Origin of the sequence: Alishewanella sp. SMS8 (assembly GCF_030737935.1) — a bacterium.
GTDB lineage: Bacteria > Pseudomonadota > Gammaproteobacteria > Enterobacterales > Alteromonadaceae > Alishewanella > Alishewanella maricola.
Genome location: NZ_JAPJEA010000007.1, coordinates 62,010 through 86,650, shown reverse-complemented (window position 1 = coordinate 86,650; position 24,641 = coordinate 62,010). Strand labels below are relative to the sequence as shown.

The following is a 24,641-nucleotide window of genomic DNA, read 5'->3' as shown; positions in this document are numbered from 1 at the left end:
AGTGAAGCCGGGAGACGACAAGCCAACAGTTTGGCTTGGCGCCGGCTGAACGCCCTGAGCTCTGCGAGGGGCATGAGATCACCTCATTCAATAGAAAAGCCCTACTCATACCATTCCATTTTAAAGTCTGTTCAGCACCGCCCAGTCTCTAAGTTCACTCTAATCACGCGTGCAGTATCGCTGATAAAGCTATTCCAAGCTTCACTGCAAGCTTCGACAATGGCTTCATAGTTTTCAAAACAACGGTTCGCTAAATGATGCTGTCGCAGCCAACTCCATACTTGCTCAATCGGATTAAGCTCCGGTGAATACGGCGGCAGTTTTAAAATAGCCAGATTATCGAATTCATCGGCAATATCATCGGTATGCCAACCAGCGCCATCCATCACGACGACAGCAAATCGACCTTTGGCCGTTGCCGCTGAGATTTGCGCTAATACCATTCCATTTTAAAGTCTGTTCAGCACTGCCCAGTCTCTAAGTTCACTCTAATCACGCGTGCAGTATCATTGATAAAACGCTTCAAACCATTGCCACTGCCTCACCAATAGCCTCATAGTGATTTTCTTTATTTGTTAGAGTAGGGTTTTCAATGCTTGATGGCCCAGTGCATTGTCAGCGATTTAATAAATCGAATTGCTGATCACTGAGGATCTTTCGATAATGTAAGCCTGCTAAACCTTGTAAGCCACCGGTGTGGAAAAAAGCGATGCGTTTATTTGCTGGGATCTTGCCTTGATCCAATAACTTGAATAATTGTTGTAGTGCTTTGCCGGTATACACCGGTTCTATACTGATATTTTGTTGTTGTTTTGCCTGACAACAAAAATCAATTAACTCGTTAGATACCTTGGCATAGTTAGAGTCGGCAGGTTGAATTGACCAGTTTTGATCATTTGCGGCAGCTATCATCGAATGTGGTAAGCATAGTTTTACCTTATCTGTTAAGGCGCTGTCTTTGACGACGGCTAAACCTAATATTTGCGTATGCGGATATCGCTTGATCAGACCTGCCAAAGTGCCGCCACTGGCCGTAGCACAACAGAGAATGTCGGCAAGACCATTGGGTGTATCAGCTAACGGTAGTGTGGCAACGCCCGCTGCCCCTTGTAAATCGCTTCCACCTTCTGGTATGACAAGATAATGGGGATACTGTTGCTGCAAATATAAATTGAACTCATTGCTGGAACGCTGTCTAAACTGTATTCGTGTCAATGCGTGTAATTGCATGCCATGCTTTATGCACTGGGCTAATGTTGGGTTATTTAAGTCTAGCTGTTCGGTACGCACTAAGCCGATGGTCGGAAAATGGTAATAGTGTCCAGCAGCAGCGAGGGCGGCTAAATGGTTAGAGAAGGCTCCCCCTAAGCTAAGAATGCCTTGTGTGGGTAAACGTTGTTGTAATGCATTGTGTAATTTTAGCCACTTATTACCCGCAATTTCAGCCACAGGCGGGACTAGGTTTAATAACCATAGCTCGTTGTTGTTCGCGCTGAGGCGTTTGTCATACCAGCGTTGCCAGTGTATTGGGGGAAGTGTCATCGTCGTTATTCGTCTGCTTATCTAAACGTAAATTACTATTACAGTATAAGGTGCAGCGATTATAACTGCCGCGGTGATTTGTTAGCAAAGCGCGTTAATAGCTGACAAAAAAGCATCAATACGTGGTTTTTTTCAGTAATTGGGTTAATTTGGCAAAAAAGTCATAAAAAGCTATTTTCTTGCCTGAGACTTACTTAGAATAGCGTTAACTCTTCTAAAATTTTTTTCTGATTGCTAACACGCTCTTGTTGGCTTTAGCAGTCGGATGTTGTTAAAAGGATCCACCTTTTCCATGTTTAATAAACTGCGCGGCATTTTTTCAAATGATCTGTCCATCGATCTTGGTACAGCTAATACTCTTATATATGTAAAAGACCAAGGTATCGTTTTGAACGAGCCCTCCGTAGTCGCTATCCGACAAGAACGCGCCGGTGGTCCTAAGAGCGTGGCCGCAGTAGGTCATGCGGCTAAACGTATGCTGGGTCGTACGCCAGGTAATATCAAAGCTATTCGCCCGATGAAAGATGGGGTCATTGCGGACTTCTATGTTACCGAAAAAATGTTACAGCATTTTATTCGCCAAGCGCACAGCAACAGTTTTTTTCGGCCTAGCCCACGCGTTTTAGTGTGTGTTCCTTGTGGTTCTACTCAAGTTGAGCGTCGTGCTATCCGTGAATCTGCCCAAGGCGCCGGTGCGCGTGAAGTATACTTAATTGATGAGCCTATGGCCGCAGCAATTGGTGCGGGTTTACCGGTTTCAGAAGCTACCGGCTCTATGGTCGTTGATATTGGTGGTGGTACTACAGAAGTTGCCATTATCTCGTTAAATGGTGTGGTGTATTCTTCTTCCGTACGAATTGGTGGCGACAAGTTTGATGATGCGATTGTTAACTATATTCGTCGTAACTACGGCATTTTAATTGGTGAAGCAACAGCTGAACGCATTAAAACAGAAATTGGCTCGGCTTACCCGAGTGACGATGTGTTAGAAATTGAAGTACGTGGTCGTAACCTTGCTGAAGGTGTACCACGTAGCTTTACTATGACCAGTAATGAAATTTTAGAAGCCTTACAAGAACCTTTAGCCGGTATTGTTAGTGCCGTAATGGTTGCCTTAGAGCAATCCCCTCCAGAGTTAGCGTCAGATATTTCTGAACGCGGCATGGTATTAACCGGCGGTGGTGCACTGTTACGCGATCTAGATCGTTTGTTAATGGAAGAAACCGGTATTCCGGTTGTTGTGGGTGATGATCCATTAACATGCGTGGCTCGTGGTGGTGGTAAGGCGCTGGAGATGATCGATATGCACGGTGGCGATGTTTTCAGTTACGAGTAATGAGGTTTAGCACCGTCAGAGACCTACATGAATGATTTTTTTAGTCGTGGCCCGGCACTCGGGCTACGTTTAGTATTTGCTATAGCCTGCAGTGTCGGGCTAATGTTTGTTGACCGCTATACCGAAAGCTCCACACAGTTGCGTAGTTATCTCACTTCAGCCGTTAGCCCGCTATTTTATGTGGCAAGTTTACCTGAAAGTCTTATTTCCGGTGCCTCAGAGCAGCTTTTGTCTCAACAGCAGTTATTAGCTGAAAATGCTGAGCTCAAAACACGCTTATTGAACCAAGAAACGCAATTACAGTTGTTATCGTTTTTAAAACAAGAGAACAACAAACTACGAGCGTTACTTGGTTCAGCACCTGTGGTCGAGGGGCAGCGCCTGATTGCTGAAGTACTTGCCGTATATAGCCATCCTTTTAGTCATCAAATTGTGTTGAACAAAGGCACTAATGATGGCGTCACGGTGCATCAACCCATTATCGATGAAAAAGGGGTGCTTGGGCAGATCGTCAGCGTTGGGCAAAATAGTAGCCGCGCTTTGTTAATTTCCGATAATACTCATGCAGTTTCATTACGTGCAGAACGTACGGGGGTGCGCACCGTGGCAGAAGGTTTAGGCCAATGGGATATGCTGCGTGTTATCCATTTACCGTTGAGTACCGATATTCGAGAGGGCGATCGTTTGTTAACCTCTGGCTTGGATGGCCGTTTTCCTGAAGGCTATCCCGTGGCGGAAGTCATTAACGTTATTCGAGATGATAGCCAACCGTTTATGACGGTATATGCCAAACCTTATGCCAGCTTAGATCGCATCCGGCATGTGTTGATCTTATGGCCAGGCACGCAGGTTGAAGCGGTGCGGCAGGAAGAGGAACCAGAATAATGCGCCCAGCACAGGGTTTAGGTTTTATTTATTTAAGTTTAATTACAGCGTTGTTGCTGACGGTTATTCCGGTACCGTTTCAATTCAGCTTATTTCGGCCCGATTGGGTGTTGCTTGTTTTAATGTATTGGACCTTAGCCTTACCACGTAGAGTGAATATTGGTACGGCTTTCTTTATGGGGTTTTTAACCGACGTTCTGGTGGGCACTGTGTTAGGGGTTAACGCCTTAGCGTTTTCAGTGGTTGCTTTTGTGATGGCGGTTAACCATCTGCAAATTCGCAACTTTGGTGTTATCCAACAAAGTTTATTAATCGGTTTGCTGCTTGCACTGTATCAATTATTGCTTTTTTGGTTGAGTAACTTTTTAACGGGCGTTAATTTTCGCCCCGCCTATTTGTGGCCTGTGCTAACTGGTATGCTGGTTTGGCCTTGGTTGTTTTGGTTTCTACGGCGTTATCGCCGCCAATTTAAGATCCAATAATGTATCCAAAAATTGCTTTAGCCTCAGCCTCACCTCGTCGGCGCGAATTGTTGCAACAGTTGGGTGTGGAGTTTGATTTAATCAGTGCGTCGATCGATGAAAGTGTTTTGCCCGATGAAACGGCTGCTGCCTATGTGAGCCGTTTGGCACTGCAAAAAGCACAAGCCGGTGCCGCAAAAATGGCGAACGCACTGCCGGTTCTGGGCTCAGACACCAGTGTGGTGGTTGACAATAAAATTTTAGGTAAGCCAACGGATTATGCTGATTTTCTGGCTATGATGCAGTTATTATCCGGCCGTCAGCATCAAGTTATGACTGCCGTTGCCATTGTTTCACCAAGCCAAACCTTACAAGCGTTAGCAATAACAGATGTGTTTTTCCGAGAAATTAGTGAAGCCGAAATGGCTGACTATTGGTTAACTAAAGAACCTTGCGATAAAGCCGGCGGTTATGGCATTCAGGGTTTAGCCGGTAAGTTTGTCGAAAAAATTCATGGTAGTTATAGTGCTGTAGTAGGTTTGCCGCTGTGTGAAACAGATCGTTTATTACAGCAGTTATCGAGGTAGGTATGAGTGCCGAGTTACTGATTAACGTTACCCCTACCGAAACACGTGTCGCGCTGATTGAAAATGGCGTGCTGCAAGAGTTGCATATCGAACGTCAGGCCCGTTTGGGGTTGGTAGGCAATATTTATGTCGGTAAAGTCAGCCGCGTATTGCCGGGCATGCAAGCCGCCTTTGTCGATATTGGCATTGATAAAGCCGCTTTTTTGCATGCGTCAGATATCGTACAGCACAATGAAGCCACTGAACTCGAACACAAACCCGGTATTAGTAAAGATATTCGTGTATTAGTGCGTGAAGGGCAGTACCTATTAGTGCAGGTTGTTAAAGATCCGTTAGGGACTAAAGGCGCTCGTTTAACCACCGACATCACCTTACCTTCACGCTATTTAGTCTTTATGCCCGATTCATCGCATGTCGGTGTATCGCAGCGATTAGAAAGTGAAGCGGAGCGACAGCGGCTCAAAGAGATCGTATCCAATAATATGGACGACAGCGGGGGGTTTATTGTACGTACTGCCGCAGAAGGTGCCGCTGAAGATGAACTGATACATGATGCCAAATTCTTAAAAAAACTCTGGAGCAAGGTGCTCAAGCGCAAAAAAAATACGCGCAAAGAAGCGGTTGTCTATGAAGACTTAACCTTGTGTTATCGCATATTACGTGACTTTGTCGGCACAGAGCTGGAGCGAGTACGAGTTGATTCAAAGCTTACCTTTCAACAGCTTACCGCTTTTTGTGAAGAGTTTATGCCACAAAGTGTGCCCTTGCTAGAGTATTACCCCGGCGAGCGGCCTATTTTTGATATGTTCGATGTTGAAAATGAGATCCAGCGTGCTTTAGAGCGCAAGGTACCTTTAAAAAGTGGCGGCTATTTGATTATCGATCAAACCGAAGCCATGACCACTATCGACGTGAATACGGGGGCCTTTGTCGGCCACCGAAATTTAGATGAAACCATTTTCAATACAAATACCGAAGCCACCCAAGCCATCGCCCGGCAATTACGGCTGCGTAACTTGGGCGGTATTATTATTATCGATTTTATCGATATGCAAAATGAAGAACATAAACGGCGCGTATTTCATAGTTTAGAGCTAGCATTAGCCCGCGATCGAGCCAAAACCAATATTCATGGTTTTTCTGCGCTGGGTTTAGTGGAAATGACGCGCAAAAGAACACGCGAAAGTTTGGAACATATTCTATGCTCAGAGTGTCCAGTATGTATGGGCCGCGGTTCGTTAAAAACCGTTGAAACCGTTTGTTTTGAAATTTTGCGCGAAATCGTGCGGGTTAATCGGGCTTATTCTGCAGATAAGTTTGTGGTTTATGTTGCACCTGTTGTTAAAGATGCACTAACGACAGATGAGTTTCATAGTTTAGCTGAGTTGCAGGTTTTTATAGGTAAGCAAATCAGCATACATGCGGAGCCGATGTATACACAGGAGCAGTTTGACGTGGTAATGATGTAGTGCAGAAAACAAAGCAATTTTGTTTTTACTGTCTGCATAAATTATGGATAGCGCTGGCTATTTGTTTGGTGGTGTTAGCTACCGTGGTGTCGGTGCTACGCATTGCGCTCCCTTATGCAGACAATTACAAGCACCATATTGAACAAGTGCTGACTAGACAACTCGGTACTGAAATTACTATTGGCCAAATTACCGCCGCGTGGCGACAAAGCGGCCCCGCTCTTGTGTTAGAACAAGTCGAGTTGAATGCGGCCGAGCAGCTACAACTGCATATTGAACAAACGTCTATTCGTATCGACTTCTGGGGAAGTCTTACTTCAAGACAACTTACCGCTGAACATTTTGAATTGCGCGGCTTACGTTATTGGTTAGATGCCGATGCACTGGTGCAGCCGGGATCTAAACAAGTAGGCTCGGTGAGTAAGGTGCTACTGGCGTTAGAGCAATTATTTTTCCGGCAATTAAAAGAATTTACCCTGCGCGATAGCCAGCTGATCCTGTTTAGCACCGATAATCCGCAGTTGGTATTGGATATCAGCCAGTTAAATTGGCGCAACCTACAACAACACCACCAAGGTCATGGCGAGCTATCCATCGCCGATGTCACGGCTAATACCGTCAGTTTTATCTTAGATTTTCAAGGCCCAAGTTTGGCTGAGTCTCAGGGCCAGCTATATCTGCAAAGTTCTGAATTAGACTTAATCCCGTTATTTCGGCAGTGGCTACCGCAAACCCATCGATTAGAAAAAGCCAGTATTAACTTTGAGGCTTGGGCTTCACTCGACAACGGTCAATTACATCAGATCCACGTTGAGTTAGCGGATAACAGCATGCATTGGCAGCGCGCCGGTACTAAGCACAGTTTAAAGTTGGGGCCAGGGCAATTGTTATGGCAACCAGTGGCAGAAGGCTGGCAATTGTTATCCAGTGAATTGAGTTTGGCGGATGAACTGGAAGTGTGGCCCGGATTGCAGTTTCAACTACACAAAACCTCAGAGCGCTGGGTTGCTGCGATCCAGCAATTTCAGTTAGATGCCTTAGAGCCACTGGCGCAATTGTGGGCTGAAGACAGCCAAGTGCTGCAAGGCATTTTAGCCTATCAACCTTCGGGCTATTTAGAACAGGCGCATTTGGCATGGCAAGACACGCAATGGCAGCTACAAGGTCAATTTAGCGGTTTTAGTAATCTTGCCGTAAAAGACATACCAGGCACTGAAAACTTAGCAGGGCAGTTTTGGGCGGGTAACAACTTTGCCTTGTTAGCGCTGTCGGCAGAAGAGCAGCAATTAACCTGGGATGGTTTATTTAAACAGGCTTGGCCTTATCAGCAATTAACAGCGGATATTCGTTTACTTAAACGGAACAACGACTGGCAGTTACAGATCCCCACTTTACAGCTGCAATCCACCGACTTCAGTTTTGACGGCCAACTGGCTTTAACACTGTCTGAACAACCCGAGTTAGCTTTGCTGGCACAAGTCACCGGTTTAGATGCGGCCAATGCCCATTATTATTATCCGCAGCGCTATATGCCGGAGAAAACGCGAGACTATCTGACTAATGCGCTCAATAGCGGTCAAGTGATCCAAACTACTTTTTTGTGGCAAGGCGCCTTTGCCGATTATCCGTTTCGTGAGGGGCAAGGCCATTTTCAAGCTTTTGCCGAGCTAAACGAAGGGGTGTTTTATTTTGCACCCAACTGGCCGCCCTTAACGGAGTTGCATGGAACTTTGCTGTTTGATAATGCCAGTATGCTGATTGCATCACACAGCGCAAACCTTGCTGAATTGGCATTAACGGAGGTAGTCAGCGCCACTATCCCGAATTTGTTTGACGCTACCTCGTTGGATATTCGTTTAAATTCACAGTTAGACAGTCGCAATATCACCGAGGTTATCTCGCAGTCGTCATTAAAAGACAACTTAGGTAAAACGTTAGCGCACTTAGGGTTAAGCGGGCCACAACGTGTTGAGATGCTACTAGAAATAGGCTTACGTGAACCAAGCGTTCGTGTCAGTGGTGTCACGCGTTTACTGAATGTGCAAGCCAACTTACAAGCCCCCGCACTGCAAATTAATGGTTTAACTGGCAGTATTCAGTTTATTAATGAACAAATCAGCAGTGATCAGCTGCAATTTAATTGGCAAGGCATTCAAGGTGCCGCGGAATTAAAAGGAAGCTTACAAGAAAAAGGTTACAAAGTTGACCTCGCTGTAAATGGCTTAACACCGGCGACCGATCTCACTTTGCCGTTGTGGCCGGAAGCCGCAGATTTGCTTGAGGGTGAACTTGATTGGCAGTTAAAGCTGGCGTTATTGTTACCGAGCAGTGGTTTTACCTATCAGGCCGAGCTCAGTGCGCGGCTGGATGACTTAGCCGTAAACTTACCTACCCCCTTTGCTAAAACACAGCAGCAAGCTGCCAGCTTACAATTGGTGGCGCACGGTAATGAACAGCAAAGTTATTTTACGTTGGATTATCCAGCGCTACTTAACTTTCAAGCCGAACTGCCACACAGTACAGGCGTGATAAGTCGTGCACAGTTATCAGTTGGTAGTGCGGACCCAGGGCTGGGAAGTAAAGGGTTTAATGTCGACATCAATTTGCCAGCAGTCAGTTTGCTGCCATGGTACGAGTTTTTACAGCCGTTACTCAGTTTGAAGAGCGAGGGCCAGGGGTTATTACCGCCGTTAAACAAAGTACGTGGCCGTATTGGCGCGATAGCGCTACCCGATAATTTGCAGTTAACCAATACGGTTTTTGAGTTATCAAGCACAGATCAAGCGTGGCAGTTACAGCTTAATGGTACAGAATTAGCGAGTCGTTGGCAGTTTTTCCATGACTGGCAAGCGCAAGGCATCGCCGCACAGTTTGATTACTTGCATCTTGCTGTACCTGAAAAAGACGCGGCCTTGGCAGAAAACGAACGCGCTGTAGCGTTATTAGCAGAGTTACCTGAGCAACAATGGTTAACTCAAATGGTGCCATTGCAATTAAGTTGTCAGGATTGCTCAATTGGTCATTACCGTTTTGGTAATGTCCAAGTTCAAGCGGCGGGTACGGGTGATACTTGGCAGTTACGCCAATTCGATGCCAATTACAAAGGCAGTAAGCTTGGCGTATCAGGCTATTGGCAGCCTGATAACGCAGCAGGTGTTAGCCATTTTAATGGTAGCTTCTCTAGCCCGAATATCGGTAACTTATTGGCTGAATATCAATTAAGCACCGCCATTAGCGGCAGCCGCAGTGACATCAGTTTTGAGCTAAATTGGCAAGGTGCGCCGCAACAATTTCGTTTAGGCTCACTCAATGGCAATGTTAAGTTTGCACTTGGTGATGGCGCTTTAACAGAGGTCAGCGATCAGGGCGCGCGGTTATTTTCACTGTTTAGCCTAGACTCGTTAGTGCGTAAATTGCGGCTCGATTTTCGTGATGTGTTTGCCAAAGGTTTTTACTACAACAAAATGAGTGGCACCCTGAACGTGCAACGCGGTATTGCGCAAACCAATGACTTTGTGGTGGATGGTGTGCCAGGCAATTTAGCGATTCAGGGCTATTCTGATCTGGTAAAACGGCAGATGGATTATCAAATGTCCTTTGCGCCGAAAGTGACCTCGAGTTTACCGGTGATCATTGCCTGGATGGTGAATCCCGCGACCGGTTTAGCGGCACTTGCCTTAGATGAAGTCTTTCAATCGGCAGAAGTGATCTCGCGTATTAATTTCACGGTAACCGGCAGTTTTGATAAACCGGTCGTGACGGAAGTCAATCGACACAGCACCGAAGTGCCCGTACCGGTGCGTATTGCTCAACCAGAGGCGGTTCCCCTTGATAACACTCAACCCCGCTCAGACTAAGTGGCAGCTCAGCGCCATTCAATTTAACAGCCAGCCCGATCCCGAGAGTAATTTACGTTTCTTACGTGAGCAATTAGCACAATTGCCGCGTGCTTTGCAGCATCTGGTGGTGCTGCCAGAGTGTTTTGCCGTATTTGGTGGGGCTGAAGGGGTACAGCAACGTTATCAAGAGCCGCTAGGGCATGGGCCTATTCAGCAGGCTTGTGCGGCATTAGCTCAGCAGTATCAGCTGTACTTGGTGGCCGGGAGTTTACCAACATGCACCGATGAGCCAACGCGTTTCGCTGCCAGCAGTGTGTTTTTTGCGCCTGATGGCCAGTTATTGGCCGATTATCAAAAATTACATTTGTTTGATGTGAGCGTGAATGACAGCATGGGATCGTACCGCGAATCCCTAAGTACCCAGCCGGGTAAGAAACTAACATTATCTGAACAGGGCAGTCTGAAACTCGGAATGACTATATGCTATGATGTGCGCTTTGCTGGCTTAACACAGGCGTTAGCCGAGCAGGGTATGAATGTACTCAGCGTGCCGGCGGCGTTTACCGAAGTTACCGGCGCGGCACATTGGCATACGTTATTACGCGCGCGTGCAATTGAAAGCCAAAGCTTTGTGGTGGCGCCAGGTCAAACCGGCACCCATGCCAATGGGCGTAAAACATTCGGCCATAGCCTGATTATTAGCCCTTGGGGCGAGGTATTAGCCGAGGCGGGTTCCGCCCCGGGTTGGATCTCAGTGGCGGTCGATTTGGCCGATTGCCAACAATTGGCCGTAAATATGCCAGTAAAGCAACATAACCGATTTAGAAGTGAGCTGAAATAATGAATGTAGTAGAACAAAACCTAATTAATGCTTCTGAGCTGAGCGCCCGCGATTTAGAACAGACGCTGGGCTTTTTGTTTGCGCATCAGCTCGATTATGCCGATTTATATTTTCAATCTAGCGTGCATGAGTCGTGGGTATTAGAAGATGGCTTGGTAAAAGATGGCTCATTTAATATCGAGCGAGGCGTCGGAGTACGCGCTATTAGCGGCGAGAAAACCGGCTTTGCTTATGCCGATTCGATCAATAGCGACGCGCTAAAACAAGCGGCTACCGCAGCGCGCGGTATTGCTGCCCATGGTCAACAAGGCAGTGTTAAAGCCTTTAGCCGCACGGGCAATAGCCAAATTTATTTACCCTGCGAGCCCCTACAAAGCCTAAGCAACACCGACAAAGTCGCTTTATTGCATCAAGTTGAAGCCTTTATTCGCACTTTAGACAAGCGTGCTGAGCAAGTTATGGTGAGCCTGACTGGCGTTTACGAAGAAATATTGGTTGCAGGTAGCGATGGTACCTATGCGACAGATATTCGTCCTTTAGTACGCTTAAATTGCTCGGTGCTATTAGAAGAAAACGGTCGTCGCGAGCGCGGCAGCGCCGGTGGTGGCGCGAGAACGGATTATCACTATTTTAGTGAAGAAGTTGACGGTGCGGTGCGCTGGCAGCAGTTTGCTCGTGAAGCCGTGCGGATGGCACAAGTTAATTTAACGGCAGTTGATGCGCCTGCTGGCACCATGCCGGTAGTGCTCGGCTCTGGCTGGCCAGGTGTGTTGTTACATGAAGCGGTAGGCCATGGTTTAGAAGGTGATTTTAACCGTAAAGGCTCCTCGACTTTTAGTGGCCGTATTGGTGAGCAAGTGGCGTCGAAGCACTGTACTATTGTTGATGATGGCACCTTAACGGGTCGTCGTGGTTCATTAAATATTGACGATGAAGGCACAGCAAGCCAATACAATGTCTTGATTGAAAACGGTATTCTGAAAGGCTACATTCAAGATAAACATAACGCGATGTTAATGGGCGTGGCACCTACCGGTAATGGCCGTCGTGAGTCATTTGCGCACTTACCCATGCCACGGATGACCAACACCTACATGTTAGCGGGCGAATATAGCCCAGAAGAAATTATTAGCAGCGTGAAGAAGGGCATTTATGCGCCTAACTTTGGTGGTGGCCAGGTAGATATTACCTCGGGTAAATTCGTGTTTTCGGCTTCTGAAGCCTACTTAATTGAAGACGGTAAAATTACCACACCGATTAAAGGCGCGACGTTAATTGGTAACGGCCCAGAAGCGATGCAACATGTTTCTATGGTCGGCAATGATATGCGCTTAGACAGCGGTATCGGCGTCTGTGGTAAACAAGGTCAAAGTGTACCGGTTGGTGTAGGGCAACCCACCTTAAAACTGGATGCGCTGACCGTTGGCGGCACTCAATAATTAAAAATAGATAGCGTTAACCTCTGGATCTGCCGGCACAGACCGGCACTACAACATACGCAGGAAAGAAAGATGGCAGCATTTGGTACGGTATTCACCCCCGAGATGATTATCTCGCGCTATGAGCAAAATCAGTGGAGTACACCAGCAATGGTGTCGAGTAATAGTATCAGTTTGCACCCTGGTGCACATGTGCTGCATTACGCTAGCACCTGTTTTGAAGGGCTAAAAGCGTTTCGTCACGCGGATGATTCTATTCATATTTTTCGGATGGATAAAAACGTGGCGCGCTTACAGCAAAGTAGTGCCATGCTGGCGTTACCTGCTTTTGACCCGGTCATGTTATCCAACATGATCATGGATATCGTGCGTCAATATGCGGCAGATGTGCCAAGCCCGCCGGGCTCAATGTATATTCGTCCTACGCATTTCGGTACCGAAGGCTCTATCGGTAAAGCCGCAGCACCCAGTTTAAATTCGATGCTGTATGTGCTGTTATCTCCGGTGGGTGATTATTTTGCTGGTGGTGCCAAGGCGCTAAGATTATTGCTAGAAGACGATGCCCGCTGTGCTAGCCATATGGGTATGGTAAAAAGTGGTGGTAATTATGCCAGCGCACTGCAGCCTATTATGAAAGCCCGTGCCGCAGTGCAAGCCGATCAGGTCTTGTTCTGCCCGAACGGCGATGTACAAGAAACCGGTGCTGCGAACTTCTTATTAATTGATGGTAATGAAATTATAACTAAAGCACTGGATAGCTCGTTCTTGCACGGCATTACGCGTGATTCTATTCTAACGCTGGCGCGTGATCGCGGTATGAAAGTGTCTGAGCGTGAGTTAACGGTCGACGAATTACTCGAGCGCGCAGTGCGCCCTGGTGCAGAAGCGGCGTTATCAGGCACTGCTGCAGTCTTAACGGCGGTCGGTACCTTGATCCATGAAAACAAAGAGTATCAAGTTGGCGGTGGTGAGGCAGGGCAAACCACCGCGGCCTTGCGTCAGGCGCTAAATGATATTCAATGGGGTAGAGCTGAAGATAAATTTGGTTGGTTGACGAAGGTTTGCTAAACCCGGCAGTTATACGCTGATTATTACGGCAGCTCTGGCTGCCGTATTTATAGGTATAAACAAAATGACTGGTGATAAAGCGGTACGGGCTGCTATCATTCTGCTTACACGCGAATAACAGCCAGAGAACAACATGGATCAGCAGCCTTTTTATAACCTTGCTTTATCTGAGGCCGATTTACCGGCGTTAGCGCAATTAAACTGGCAGCCCCTTTCCCCTCAATATAAACCGTTAATCGTGGCTTTAGACCTCGGCTGGACAGCCTTACTAACACTCGTGTGGCTGGTTTTGCTGTACCAACCGTTTTGGCCTGTCGATGAGGTTCATCAGCCGCTGTTGTTATCGTTAGGTTTGCTGATCAGTGGCCTGGGGCTGCTGCTGGCAACTTGGGATCATTTTGCACTGCCAACATACGCTTATGCGTTACGAGAGCATGATCTTAGTTTTCAACGCGGTTTATTTTTTCGTAAAAGCACTACGCAACCGTTATTGCGTATTCAGCATATCGAGCTAAAACAAGGGCCTTTAGATCGCTGGGCCAATTTAGCCACGCTACAAGTATTTAGTGCGGGTGGCGCCATGCATACTTTTCAAATCCCCGGTTTACCCGCTGATACCGCCCAACAAATTCGCCAGTTAATTTTGCAACATAAGGATATGCAGCAGCATGGCTGAGCCGCAGATCAGTGTCAGTGAAGCAACGCCGGCCCTAGTTGCTTTATCGCAATGGCAGCGTGTATCGCCGATTGCGCTGTTGTACCTGGCGTTACGTTTATTTAAAGCGATTTTTGGTAACGTGAGCTACTTGGCCCCGGTGCTGATTGTGTTTTATCAAGGCATACAGCGGCAACCTCGCGCTTTCTTGCTTGGCGTACTGGTAGTGTTGCTGTTGCTGATCGTGGTTGCCTTGTTGCGCTATTGGGCTTTTCGTTTTCGCATTATTGATGAAACGGTGGAGATCCGTTCGGGCGTGCTGCGTAAAGCGCAGTTAAATTTACCCTTTAATCGCATTCAAAATGTGAGGCTACAACAACCGCTGTACTATCGGCCGACAGGGCATTTATGTGTGCATTTAGACACGGCCGGTTCCAAAGTGCAAGAAGCGCAGCTGGCGGCGTTACCCGAACATTGGGCACAACAATTACAACTCGCTATTTATGCTAAACGCCAAGCGTTAGCCACTGCAGCGCAGCCACTTGAGTGCATCGACGAAACCGCCACAGCCAATACTGAAGCTGCGACACCAGCCACAGATCCAACAGAAACACTGCTCTGTCGTCGTGATATTGGCGATTTGGTGCTATACGGCATTAGTAATAACCGAGTGATTTTAGCGTTGGGTTTGTTAGCGCCTTTTTATCGCCCTTTAGTGGATACGCTAAATGAAAAGTTACCTGTATTGGGCTTAGATGTTAGCGGTTGGTTTAACCCTGCCCAGCAATCTTGGTTTGGTGTGGGGTTAGCCGTATTAGCGACAGCGATGTTTTTTATGCTGCTGATCACACTGGGTTCAATTGCTTTGTCGGTGATCAGCTATTATCAATTTCGTTTGTACCGCACGCAGGACCGCTATATTCGGCGCAGTGGTTTGTTTACCCGCCATGAGATCAGCATGACATTATCGCGTTTGCAGTGGGTAAAGTTACAACAAGATTGGTTAGATAAACTGCTTGGGCGCTGTAATTTACATTATGAACAACTGTTTTCACCGCTGGAAGCCATGCAGCAAAATGCCGGCCACAGTAAAATTATGGTGCCAGCACTCCATCCTGATGCCGCAGCGCAATTACTTTATGCAGCTTACCCACAACAACAATTAGCAAAAATGGCTTTAAAAGGGGTGAATTGGCGATATTTAATTCCGAGCGCACTGTTTGTCAGTTTACCGTTATTGGTGATCAGTTTGTTGTTGCTGATACGCACCTCAGTATGGATGGGCAGTTTTGGCATTTTGCTTACCGCAGTAGTGCAAGTATTGCTATTGATGCGCTGGCGTAAGTTTGGTTACGCACTTGATACTGAGTTTTTGTATATTCGGCAGGGCGTGATTGGGGTGGATTATTATTGTGTGCCACTGCATAAGTTACAGCAACTGACCTTAAACCAGCATTGGTTTATGCGCCGAGCGCAGCTGCAACATTTGCGGTGTGTGTATGCGGCTGGCGCATTGAATATTCCCTATATGCCGCAAGCCGATGCACAAAAACTGGCTAACTACGCCTTGTATCAAGCACAAGCCAGTGGCAAAGGCTGGATGTGAGCCTTGGCACACATCCAGTATTTGATTAGGGGGTTATTCAGGCAGGATCAACGGTCGGATCAGCTGAAATAGCTCACGGAAAGCCTTTGGGGGTTGCTCTTTTTCTGCTTCACGTTTGGCATTACGGATCAGTTGTCGTAATTGCTGCACGTCTACTTCAGGGTAATCTGCAATAAACGCCGTTACCGCATCGCTATCGGCTAATAAGCGATCGCGCCATGTTTCAACTTTATGAAATTGCTTAGTTGCCGCGCGATTGGTGTTACGGATCAGTGCTAGCGCCTGTTCAATCGGCTCTAAATCGCGATCACGCATTAACCGGCCAATAAACTGTAAATGGCGGCGTAACGCTTCGCGTTTTTTCGCCAATCTATCGGCTAATTCTAACGCCTCTTTTAATTCGTCATCCAGCGGCACCTTAGCGCGTAATGCTGGGCTAAGAGCCAGTAGCTCTTCACCGAGCTCCTGCATGGCTAACATTTCACGTTTAATCTGGCTTTTACTGATGTGATCCGGTTGTTCCAGCCACTTGCTGTCACCGTATTTAAATTCTGTATCTGTCATGGCTCTAAGTTCTATAAAAATAATTACATCTAGTATATCACTAAACTCGGCAGAGCAGGCAGCAGCCTTTGTCTGACTATGATAAGCTTAGCCCATTGATTTAGAGGTAAGAGTAACTATGCAGCAACAATCAGAAATTCAACGGGAAATTGCCGAAGTAAAAGAAGCCGTTAGTCAGGTGTTAGCCCATGCCAAACGCTTAGGGGCCAGTAGTGCGGAAGCGTCAATGAGCCGTACTCGTGGTTTAAGTGTCGAAACTCGACACGGTGAAGTGGAAACGGTTGAATTTAACCAAGACGGTGGTTTAGGCATTAGCCTGTATTTTGGCCAGCGTAAAGGTTCTGCCTCTACTGCCGATCTTAGCCCGCAAGCGCTAGAGCGTGCAGTTGCTGCCGCAGCAGATATTGCCCGCTACACCTCAGAAGATCCGCATGCTGGCGTAGCGGAAGCGGCATGGTTAGAGTTTAACCCACCAGAATTAGATTTATATTACCCCGACAGCATTGATACTGAACAGGCCATTGCGCTGTGTGCTGGCGCAGAAGACGCTGCCTTTGCGGCGGATAGCCGCATTACCAATTCTGAAGGGGCGTCGTTTTCAACACACCAAGGTTTAAAAGTGTATGGCAACAGCCATGGTCAGATTGTCGGTTACCCGAGTTCTCGGCATAGTTTTAGCTGCGTGGTAATTGGTGAGCAAGACGACGATATGCAGCGCGATTACAGCTTCACGGTGGCACGGCGCTATGCTGACTTGTTAGATCCAAAACAAATTGGCCGCGAAGCCGCACTAGAAACGGTTGCGCGTTTAAATGCCCGTAAGATCCCGACGCAAAAAGTCCCTGTGATATTTCGGGCAGACATTGCCAGCAGTTTGTTTGGGCATTTAGTGTCTGCTATCAGCGGGGGTAGTATTTATCGTAAATCGAGTTTCTTACTTAATAAAGTTGGCCAGCCCATTATGGCGCCGCACCTGACGATAGTAGAGCAACCGCACCTGAAGTTGGCGTTGGCTTCTAGCCCCTTTGATGCAGAAGGTGTTAAAACGCGTGATTTAGCGGTAATCGAAAATGGCGTGTTAAACACCTATCTGACCACCAGCTACTCCGCGCGTAAATTAAACATGGCCAGCACCGGGCATGCCGGTGGTATTCATAACTGGTTGATTAACCATAGTGATGCCGATTTAGCCGGTTTGTGTAAACAGATGGGCAAAGGTTTACTCGTGACCGAGCTGATGGGGCAAGGCGTAAACACGGTAACCGGTGATTATTCTCGCGGCGCTAGCGGTTTCTGGGTTGAGCATGGCGAAATTCAGTTCCCAGTAGCAGAAGTGACCATTGCGGGTAATTTGGCTGATATGTTTATGAATATTGCAGCTGTGGGTAATGATGTTGATCGGCGCGGAGGCGTACTCACGGGGTCGGTTTTAATCAGTCAAATGCAGGTTGCGGGCAGTTAATGTGTACTTTTGCTGGATTGATAAGCGTTAAACGAGACTTATGTCTGAGTGGCAACGCTTTATCTGTGTTGAACAAACAGACAGCATGAAAGATAAACTAGCCGTTAGCAGTAGATAAAAAGCCCCGCATTTTGCGGGGCTTTTGTTTTTGTGTGCACGGGTGAAGCTTAATGCCAAACCTTTAAATACAAAATGTACAACGGCTTAGCATTAATTAGCCTGCAGCTTAGTCAATCTTGGTTTTTAAACCGCGACGAATTAACAGTGCATCTGTGGTTGGCTCTTGTCCACGGAACGCTTTATAAGAATCCATGGTAGGGCGTGAGTTGCCGACTTCTAGAATGTTTTTACGATAATGGTCGCCATTTTCACGCGTTAAGCCACCGTTCTTCTGCACATAAGCAAAGGCATCGGCGGCAAGAATTTCACTCCACATATACGCGTAATAGCCTGCTGAGTAGCCACCGCCCATCGAATGTGAGAAGAAATTTGATTTATAACGTGGTGGCACGGCAGGTAAATCAACACCATGCTTTTTCAATGCCGCTGCTTCAAAGGCTTGCGGATCTTGCAATGGTGCATCAGCCGGTAATGAGTGCCATTCCATATCTAATAACGCGGCAGACATATACTCTAATGTATCAAAACCTTGGTTAAAGCTACGCGAGCGAATCACTTTTTCTAATAAGGCAGCAGGGATCGGCTCACCGGTTTGATAGTGTTTGGCGTAGTTGCTTAAAATCTCGGGATGTTGTGCCCAGTCTTCTTCAAAGGTAGACGGGAACTCAGCAAAGTCACGCGATACCGCAGTCATTGCCAGCGAAGGGTTTTTAACATTTGAGAGCATACCGTGAACACCATGGCCTAACTCATGGAAAATGGTAGTGGTGTGATCATAGCTGATTAACGTAGGTTGCCCCTCTGGCGCTTTGGGAATATTCATTACGTTAACTACAACAGGCTTTTGCCCCGTCAAATGTGATTGCCCTACAAAGGCGCTCATCCAAGCCCCGCCGCGCTTGCCTTCACGTGCAAAGTAATCGGCGTAGAAAATGGCTAAGCTGCTACCATCCGCGTCAAATACTTCATAAGCGACAACATCAGGATGATAAACCGGTAAATCTGGTCGAGGTTTGAAGCTAATGCCATAAAAACGGTTTAAATAATAAAACACACCGTCTTCTAATACGCGGTTGAATTCAAAATACTGTTTAACTTCGTTTTCGTCTAAGTCATATTTTGCTTGGCGAACAAACTCAGCATAGTATTCCCAGTCCCAAGGTTGCACTTCAAAATCACCGCCTTTTTCAGCGATCATTGCCTGGATCTCAGCTTGCTCTTGCTTGGTATTGGCAACTACCGCAGGGGCCATTGAACCTAACATAGCAAATACCGCTTGCGGTGTTTTGGCCATGTTGTTTTCTAAAGTAAAGCTGGCCCAATTATCATAGCCGAGCAGTTGTGCGCGTTCAGCGCGTAATTGCGCTAAACGAGCCACAATATCGGTATTGCTGTTTTCGCCGCTTTGCGCACGGTTAGCCGAGGCTTCCCACACGCGTTGCCGTACATCGCGATTATTTAACGAACTTAAAATGGGCTGGCGCGTGGTATTGGTAATGCTGATTAAATATTTACCATCATGCCCACGCTCTTTAGCCGCATTGGCCGCTGCAGTAATTTGTGCTGCGGAAAGGCCATCGAGCTCTTCTGCGGTATCAACGATAACTGCAATATTTGCCGTTTCGGCTAACAGGTTTTGTGCAAATTTGTTGGTTAAAGTGGAATGTTCTTCATTCAGTGCGCGGATCGCGGTTTTTTGTTCGTCGTTGAGTTTGGCACCGGCTCGCACAAAGCGCTCATAATATATTTCAACCAAGCGCAACGATTCGGCATCTAAGTTTAAGTCATTGCGAGTAGTATAAATTTGCTCGATACGGGCGAATAACTCAGGGTTCAAATTGATATTGTCTGAATGCGCAGCCATTTTCGGTGCTAATTCGCTTTGAATGGCACGGCGCGCTTCGTTACTGTCTGTGCCGGTCAGGTTATAAAAAACGCGAGAAACACGCGTTAATAACTCACCGCTTTTTTCCATAGCAACCAAGGTGTTTTCAAAGGTTGCAGGTTCCGGGTTATTGGCGATAACCGCAATTTCATCTAAATGTTGCTGCATACCCGCGGTAAAAGCCGGTAAAAAATGCTCATCTTTAATGGCGGCAAAATCTGGCGCTTCGTAAGTTAAAGTACTTTTTTGAAAAAACGGGTTGCTCACTGTTACATCCGTAACCGCAGCCGCTGCGGCAGCTTGATTAGCTTGTTGAGTTGGGGTGGTGTTGTCTGTACAGGCGCTTAGCGCAAGTACAGCACTGATAGTCGTAGCGAGTAATGATTTACGCATGATGTGCTCCATGGGTTAGCTTGGTAATTTTATAGTTATACAATGCCTTTTAAGCGGCATATAGTAATATTTCAGTATGCCAAATAATGCTCTCAGAAAAAGCGGTTTTGCAACTAAATCACCATAATATCAGACCAATTGCCCTTGTTTTGCTGTTGTAGCACGCTCAGTCTTCTGCTGGCGTGTTCAGTGGTAGGGTAAAGTAAAAGCAGCTGCCATCACTTAGCCGTTCATAACCCACAGTACCTTGCAGTTTTTCAATGATTTCTTTACAAATCGCCAAGCCTAAGCCTGTACCGCCTTGCTCACGCACTGTCGGGTTATCGGCTTGGGCAAAACGTTGGAACAGCATAGGCTCAAAAGCCGGTGGCACGCCTTTGCCATGATCGATAACACACACTTTGATTGTTTGCTCTTGTTGCTCTAGCCGAATATGCACGGTCGACGTTGCCGAAGAGAATTTTATGGCGTTAGAAAGTAGGTTGATCACCACTTGGCGTAAGCGTGATTCATCGGCTAACACCCAAAGGCTGTTTGCAGAACTATCTTTTAGCTCAATGGTACGATGTAACCCATGCAATTGAGCAATACATTGTAGTAACAAGGCTTTTATATCAACCGGCCGCACATTAAAACGCATATGGTCACTGCTTAGCTTTTCAAAGTCGAGTAGGTCGTTCACCAGTTGGTGTAACTGCTTACAACTTTGCTGGGCTAAATGCAGTATTTTATGTTGTTTCTCGGTTAATTCACCCAAAGCACCGCCCAGTGCTAAGCTCAAACTGCCATTAATGGCGGTAAGTGGTGTGCGCAATTCGTGGCTCACGGTTGCGACAAAGTCGTTTTGTAGGCGTTCTACCCGTTTGCGTTCAGTGATATCACGTAATACAAACAAGCGTTGAGTTTGTTGCAGAGGTAACTCGGTATGCGATAGTTGTAATGGGAAGCTCTGCTGATCAGCGCGCTGCCCTAAACATTCAATTTCAACTTGGACAGGCTGTGCAGGATCGTAGATTTTCGCGCTATCTTCACTGGGATCTAACAAACAGGTCCAATGTTTACCCGTTAAGCTATTGGCAGGGTAAGCAAAAATGCGATAACAGGCTCGGTTTGCGGTTTTAATAATACCTCGTGCGTCAACGGTAATAATGCCATCAAGTACATTATCATGAATGCTACGCAAGGTTTTTTCCTTATCGCCTAATGCTTTGGCACTTTGCTTTAAGCGTTGCATCGAGAAAAATATGCGCCACTGTAACAACAGCATAATAATGCCCGCGCTGTACAGCATACCCCGAAGCCCAGACACGCGTTGCTCAGACAACTCCGCTGCGGGGATGGCCATTTGCCACTTCGCGCCTCTTATAGATACATTTAGAATAGGGTTTTTGCTATTAAAAAGAGCATTATCGCCAAAAAAGCTTTCAGTAAACCGCTGGTCAGGCAGTTTACTACGCAGCGCAATGGGTAATGCTAATTGGGTTGACAGTTCAGCCAAACGCTGCCAAATGGGTTCAATGTCGATTACCGTACTGACAATGCCCCAGTACTCGCCGTTGGGCATAAAAATGGGGTAGCGATAGATAAAAGAAATACCCCCTTGCACCAAATGTATCGGGCCAGTGAGTTTAGCATTTCGATCCGCAATAATGCTGGCAATAGCCGGCCATTGCTCAGGTAAGTCGGGATAATATAAGTTTAATGCCTGCTCGTTGCCGGCCAACGGAAAGATGTAACTAATACGATTCGCTGGCGCTATACCAATGTTCCTAATATAAGGGGCTTGTTTCACCAAGCCGGGCAATAACACGTCTAGCTCGTTGTTACTAATTTTACCGTCCATCGCAACAATGTAAGATGCCAAACCAATGGTTAAGTAAGACGAAATATTTAATTCGCTCTCTAACTGCGAGCGTAATTGCTCTGCCGTATTTAAGCGTTGCTGAAGTTGCTCAGCGCGCAACCGGTGCTGCTCATTATTTAAAAACCACTCAACGCCCAGCAAAAACAGCAAGCATGAAGCGATCATAGCAAGCCATTGCCATAATTCTAGGCTAGAGCGATAGTTCAACATAACAAGGGGATTGCCGCAGAAAGTGAAAACATGCAGGCAGATTATAGCCACTTACCACCAGATGCAAAAAAGATTCGAACTGTTCGCCTAAAAAAGCAACGCCCAAGCAATAGACTTAGCGCCAAAGCCTGTCTATAATGCGCCCTCTATCGCTGCACCCGTAGCTCAGCTGGATAGAGCGCTGCCCTCCGGAGGCAGAGGTCCCGCGTTCGAATCGCGGCGGGTGCACCATATAAATCAACCACTTACGCGAAAGCTGAGTGGTTTTTTTATGCTCGGTGACAAATCGGTGACACAATCGTGACAAACCCACATTTTCATTATTTATAAAACTGCGTTTTTTGACCTCTGCCCGAAATCCTGATTGTATTGCTAAGTAAAAATACACTCTAGTGAGCAATCAAAACGCATGCCGCTTCACTTCATCCAAGTTCGCCACCATAATTTGCTGCGCCTCCGGGCGAGCTTCTATTTTCGCTAAATCCAGGTTTAACGCTTGCACGGCATAAGGCACTAGCGCAGAGCGCACGGAGAATACCCGCTTGCCATGTTGCATATTGTAATCTTCGGCAATAATGGCTTTTTGATAATCGGTTAAGCGTGAATCGGGTACCAGTACAATATCGATAGTGTTATTCCAGCGCTCATCCTGCTCTTTGGTCATCTTGGTATCGCCTTCTATACCATTGATGCCTCGAAAACGGTTAAGCACAAAATCCCGGAAAGCGCGGTTTTTCTCGCAGTAGGCCCGCACATGCCAGCGTAGCGGTGTGCATACCAGCGTATGGGGAGCAATAATACGGCTTTCTTCATCCGGGCTGGTCAGCGACACATAACCCATATCAATCTTTTTACCGTCCCGCGCGGCTTGCACCAGTGCTCGCAGAATATCCGGGTTTACCTGGCGCAGTGGGGGCGTGAGCATTTCGGTATGGGCGAAGCCTAAATCGAGCTGGCTAAAGGTGTGGGCAAAATCTTTGGTGCTGGCTAGCGCATGCAGGTACTCATCGGCCAGGCCGCTGGTTACTTTGGGGGTAAAATTGGCAGCCGGTTTATAACCTTTTAGCTTGCCGTCATACACCAGATTACCCGGCGCAATATCGCGCAAATAGGCATTAATATCTTTTGATGCCTGCTGGCGCGCGATACCAAAGCTATTACATAAATGATTAGTGGTTAAACGGCCTTCCCATAGCGCGACAATTTCAATTAGCCGGTAACGCATTAACAGCTCCCAGCGCAGCGGCCAGCCGCTGGCATCTAAACTGCTACTACTATCTATTGAAAGGGGATGCTGAGCTTGAGGGTTTTGCATTTAAACTCCTGTAAGATGTGTCTGATAACCATACACACTCCATAAAATCGGTTTTAGCTTTCTTCACTTGTTGTGTTTGCGCTGCCAACCGGCCAGGGTAAATTAAACTGCTTTAATATCGCCTGCTCAGCTGCTAACCACTTGCTAAAGTTATCGATCTTTAAGCCATAAGGAATAGCCAGCACGTAATACTCATAGGCCAAATACACCAAATCAGCATAGCGCCAAATACGCCCAGCATATACTACTTTTTCGTTTCTCAATTGAGCTAAGTGGTCAATTGCGTTCATGGTTTTGCACAGCGTTTGTAAGCGGGTTAGCCGAGGGATATCTTCAGGGCCGATAGGTTGGTTGTTCATGGTTCGCTCGCCTAATGTTGGGTTCCAATTAACTCTAAGCCACTGCGTTACTGTGTTAAAGGGGATACCTCAAAGCTGCAAAAACATCTGGCTGAAAAACATACACTGAGTACTTGCACAGTATGGCGTGAAATAAGAAACAGCCTAAGATGGTGATTCATGGATGACATGTCATTAACCATGACAGGGTATGGACAAGGTAGCCGGATAGCGGCAGCCTCAACAACTGAGTAACCTTGCTCAATCACCAGCGCCACCGCTTCTTGCTTAAAATCGTTTGGATATTGTTTGTTAGTACGTTTAGTCATTTTACACCTCAATAATTGGATATTATCCTTTATTGAAGTGTCCGGCTAATTCAACCACAACAGACTTTATCAGACGAGCCTGGCATATCACACCCAATTGCGGTAACGGTACAACGCGCATCTTTAGCAAGAGCCGTAGCCGCATCCAACAGAACAGAAAATCGCGCTTTATGCATGGTTTTGGGGGTGACAAATCGGAGGAAATCAGCGAGCTTAGTTTTAACATTCATGGTGAGCATCCGCGGTTTGGGATTTTTGGCGAATGATCAGATCAGAAGCTACCATGAATGTTCCCCAATCGCCTAAGGTTTTATTTTAACTACAGAATTTCTGGGGATACCTCAGGTCTAATAGACCATAACGACAAATCAAAAAGCCCTAGAGAAATATTAATAAAAACTCATGTGAGGTAGATTGCTGCGTTGAAGAGTTT

Annotated in this window: 18 protein-coding genes, 1 tRNA gene and 2 pseudogenes; 13 read left to right on the top strand and 8 right to left on the bottom strand. The window is 46.7% G+C overall.

The annotated features are described in order from the left end of the window. Positions 1–120: 120 nt before the first annotated feature. Positions 121–437: pseudogene (locus ORJ01_RS15475) on the bottom strand (transposase); the annotation flags it as partial. A 178-nt stretch (positions 438–615) separates the two neighbouring features. Further along, positions 616–1,542, bottom strand: coding sequence for a 1-aminocyclopropane-1-carboxylate deaminase/D-cysteine desulfhydrase (locus ORJ01_RS15470; RefSeq protein ID WP_306178814.1), 927 nt, complete (start codon positions 1,540–1,542; stop codon positions 616–618). Positions 1,543–1,834: 292 nt separating this feature from the next. Between ORJ01_RS15470 and ORJ01_RS15465 the strand changes: the two genes are divergently transcribed. The 11 genes from ORJ01_RS15465 (at position 1,835) to ORJ01_RS15415 (ending at position 15,728) form a co-directional block, all read left to right on the top strand. Further along, complete coding sequence (locus tag ORJ01_RS15465) at positions 1,835–2,878, top strand: rod shape-determining protein (protein ID WP_226752415.1); 1,044 nt, start codon at positions 1,835–1,837, stop codon at positions 2,876–2,878. A gap of 27 nt (positions 2,879–2,905) precedes the next feature. After that, a complete protein-coding gene (mreC, locus tag ORJ01_RS15460; RefSeq protein ID WP_306178813.1) occupies positions 2,906–3,763 on the top strand; it encodes a rod shape-determining protein MreC in 858 nt (285 codons plus the stop codon). Next, entirely contained in the window at positions 3,763–4,245 is a 483-nt protein-coding gene (mreD, locus tag ORJ01_RS15455; RefSeq protein WP_306178812.1) for a rod shape-determining protein MreD, read from the top strand. The genes mreC and mreD overlap by 1 nt, the downstream gene beginning before the upstream one ends. Then, positions 4,245–4,811, top strand: coding sequence for a nucleoside triphosphate pyrophosphatase (locus ORJ01_RS15450; RefSeq protein ID WP_306178811.1), 567 nt, complete (start codon positions 4,245–4,247; stop codon positions 4,809–4,811). The genes mreD and ORJ01_RS15450 overlap by 1 nt, the downstream gene beginning before the upstream one ends. 2 nt (positions 4,812–4,813) lie before the next feature. Beyond that, positions 4,814–6,280, top strand: coding sequence for a ribonuclease G (gene rng / locus ORJ01_RS15445; RefSeq protein WP_306178810.1), 1,467 nt, complete (start codon positions 4,814–4,816; stop codon positions 6,278–6,280). Further along, positions 6,280–10,137, top strand: a complete 3,858-nt coding sequence (locus ORJ01_RS15440) for a YhdP family protein (protein WP_306178809.1) — start codon at positions 6,280–6,282, stop codon at positions 10,135–10,137. Before rng ends, ORJ01_RS15440 begins: the two co-directional genes overlap by 1 nt. Further along, positions 10,109–10,960: a carbon-nitrogen hydrolase family protein gene (locus tag ORJ01_RS15435; RefSeq protein ID WP_306178808.1), complete on the top strand. Its 852-nt coding sequence runs from the start codon at positions 10,109–10,111 to the stop codon at positions 10,958–10,960. The genes ORJ01_RS15440 and ORJ01_RS15435 overlap by 29 nt, the downstream gene beginning before the upstream one ends. Further along, positions 10,960–12,399 (top strand): metalloprotease TldD, encoded by a 1,440-nt coding sequence (gene tldD / locus ORJ01_RS15430; RefSeq protein WP_306178807.1) that lies wholly within the window; start codon positions 10,960–10,962, stop codon positions 12,397–12,399. The genes ORJ01_RS15435 and tldD overlap by 1 nt, the downstream gene beginning before the upstream one ends. Positions 12,400–12,426: 27 nt before the next feature. Continuing rightward, positions 12,427–13,467, top strand: a complete 1,041-nt coding sequence (locus ORJ01_RS15425; RefSeq protein ID WP_306178817.1) for a branched-chain amino acid aminotransferase — start codon at positions 12,427–12,429, stop codon at positions 13,465–13,467. A gap of 133 nt (positions 13,468–13,600) precedes the next feature. Then, the gene (locus ORJ01_RS15420) at positions 13,601–14,143 is read left to right on the top strand and encodes a PH domain-containing protein (RefSeq protein WP_306178806.1); all 543 of its coding nucleotides are present in this window, start codon (positions 13,601–13,603) and stop codon (positions 14,141–14,143) included. Then, complete coding sequence (locus ORJ01_RS15415) at positions 14,136–15,728, top strand: PH domain-containing protein (protein ID WP_306178804.1); 1,593 nt, start codon at positions 14,136–14,138, stop codon at positions 15,726–15,728. The genes ORJ01_RS15420 and ORJ01_RS15415 overlap by 8 nt, the downstream gene beginning before the upstream one ends. Positions 15,729–15,761: 33 nt before the next feature. Here ORJ01_RS15415 and yjgA read toward each other — a convergent pair whose 3' ends face one another. Further along, positions 15,762–16,292, bottom strand: a complete 531-nt coding sequence (yjgA, locus tag ORJ01_RS15410) for a ribosome biogenesis factor YjgA (protein ID WP_306178803.1) — start codon at positions 16,290–16,292, stop codon at positions 15,762–15,764. Positions 16,293–16,410: 118 nt separating this feature from the next. On the opposite strand from yjgA, the gene pmbA reads away from it, so the two are divergent. Then, positions 16,411–17,754, top strand: a complete 1,344-nt coding sequence (pmbA, locus tag ORJ01_RS15405; protein ID WP_306178802.1) for a metalloprotease PmbA — start codon at positions 16,411–16,413, stop codon at positions 17,752–17,754. Positions 17,755–17,980: 226 nt separating this feature from the next. On the opposite strand, the gene ORJ01_RS15400 is transcribed toward pmbA, so the two are convergent. Further along, complete coding sequence (locus ORJ01_RS15400) at positions 17,981–20,152, bottom strand: M3 family metallopeptidase (RefSeq protein WP_306178801.1); 2,172 nt, start codon at positions 20,150–20,152, stop codon at positions 17,981–17,983. A gap of 166 nt (positions 20,153–20,318) precedes the next feature. Then, positions 20,319–22,226: an ATP-binding protein gene (locus ORJ01_RS15395; RefSeq protein ID WP_306178799.1), complete on the bottom strand. Its 1,908-nt coding sequence runs from the start codon at positions 22,224–22,226 to the stop codon at positions 20,319–20,321. Between the two features lie 154 nt (positions 22,227–22,380). Between ORJ01_RS15395 and ORJ01_RS15390 the strand changes: the two genes are divergently transcribed. Continuing rightward, positions 22,381–22,457 (top strand) — tRNA-Arg (locus ORJ01_RS15390). Between the two features lie 169 nt (positions 22,458–22,626). Here the strand turns inward: ORJ01_RS15390 and ORJ01_RS15385 are convergent. The 3 genes and pseudogenes from ORJ01_RS15385 to ORJ01_RS15375 form a co-directional block, all read right to left on the bottom strand. Next, positions 22,627–23,541, bottom strand: coding sequence for a WYL domain-containing protein (locus tag ORJ01_RS15385; RefSeq protein WP_306178798.1), 915 nt, complete (start codon positions 23,539–23,541; stop codon positions 22,627–22,629). Between the two features lie 53 nt (positions 23,542–23,594). Continuing rightward, entirely contained in the window at positions 23,595–23,900 is a 306-nt protein-coding gene (locus ORJ01_RS15380; RefSeq protein WP_306178797.1) for a hypothetical protein, read from the bottom strand. 370 nt (positions 23,901–24,270) lie between these two features. Beyond that, a pseudogene (locus tag ORJ01_RS15375) lies at positions 24,271–24,447 on the bottom strand (IS4 family transposase); the annotation flags it as partial. Positions 24,448–24,641 lie beyond the last annotated feature (194 nt).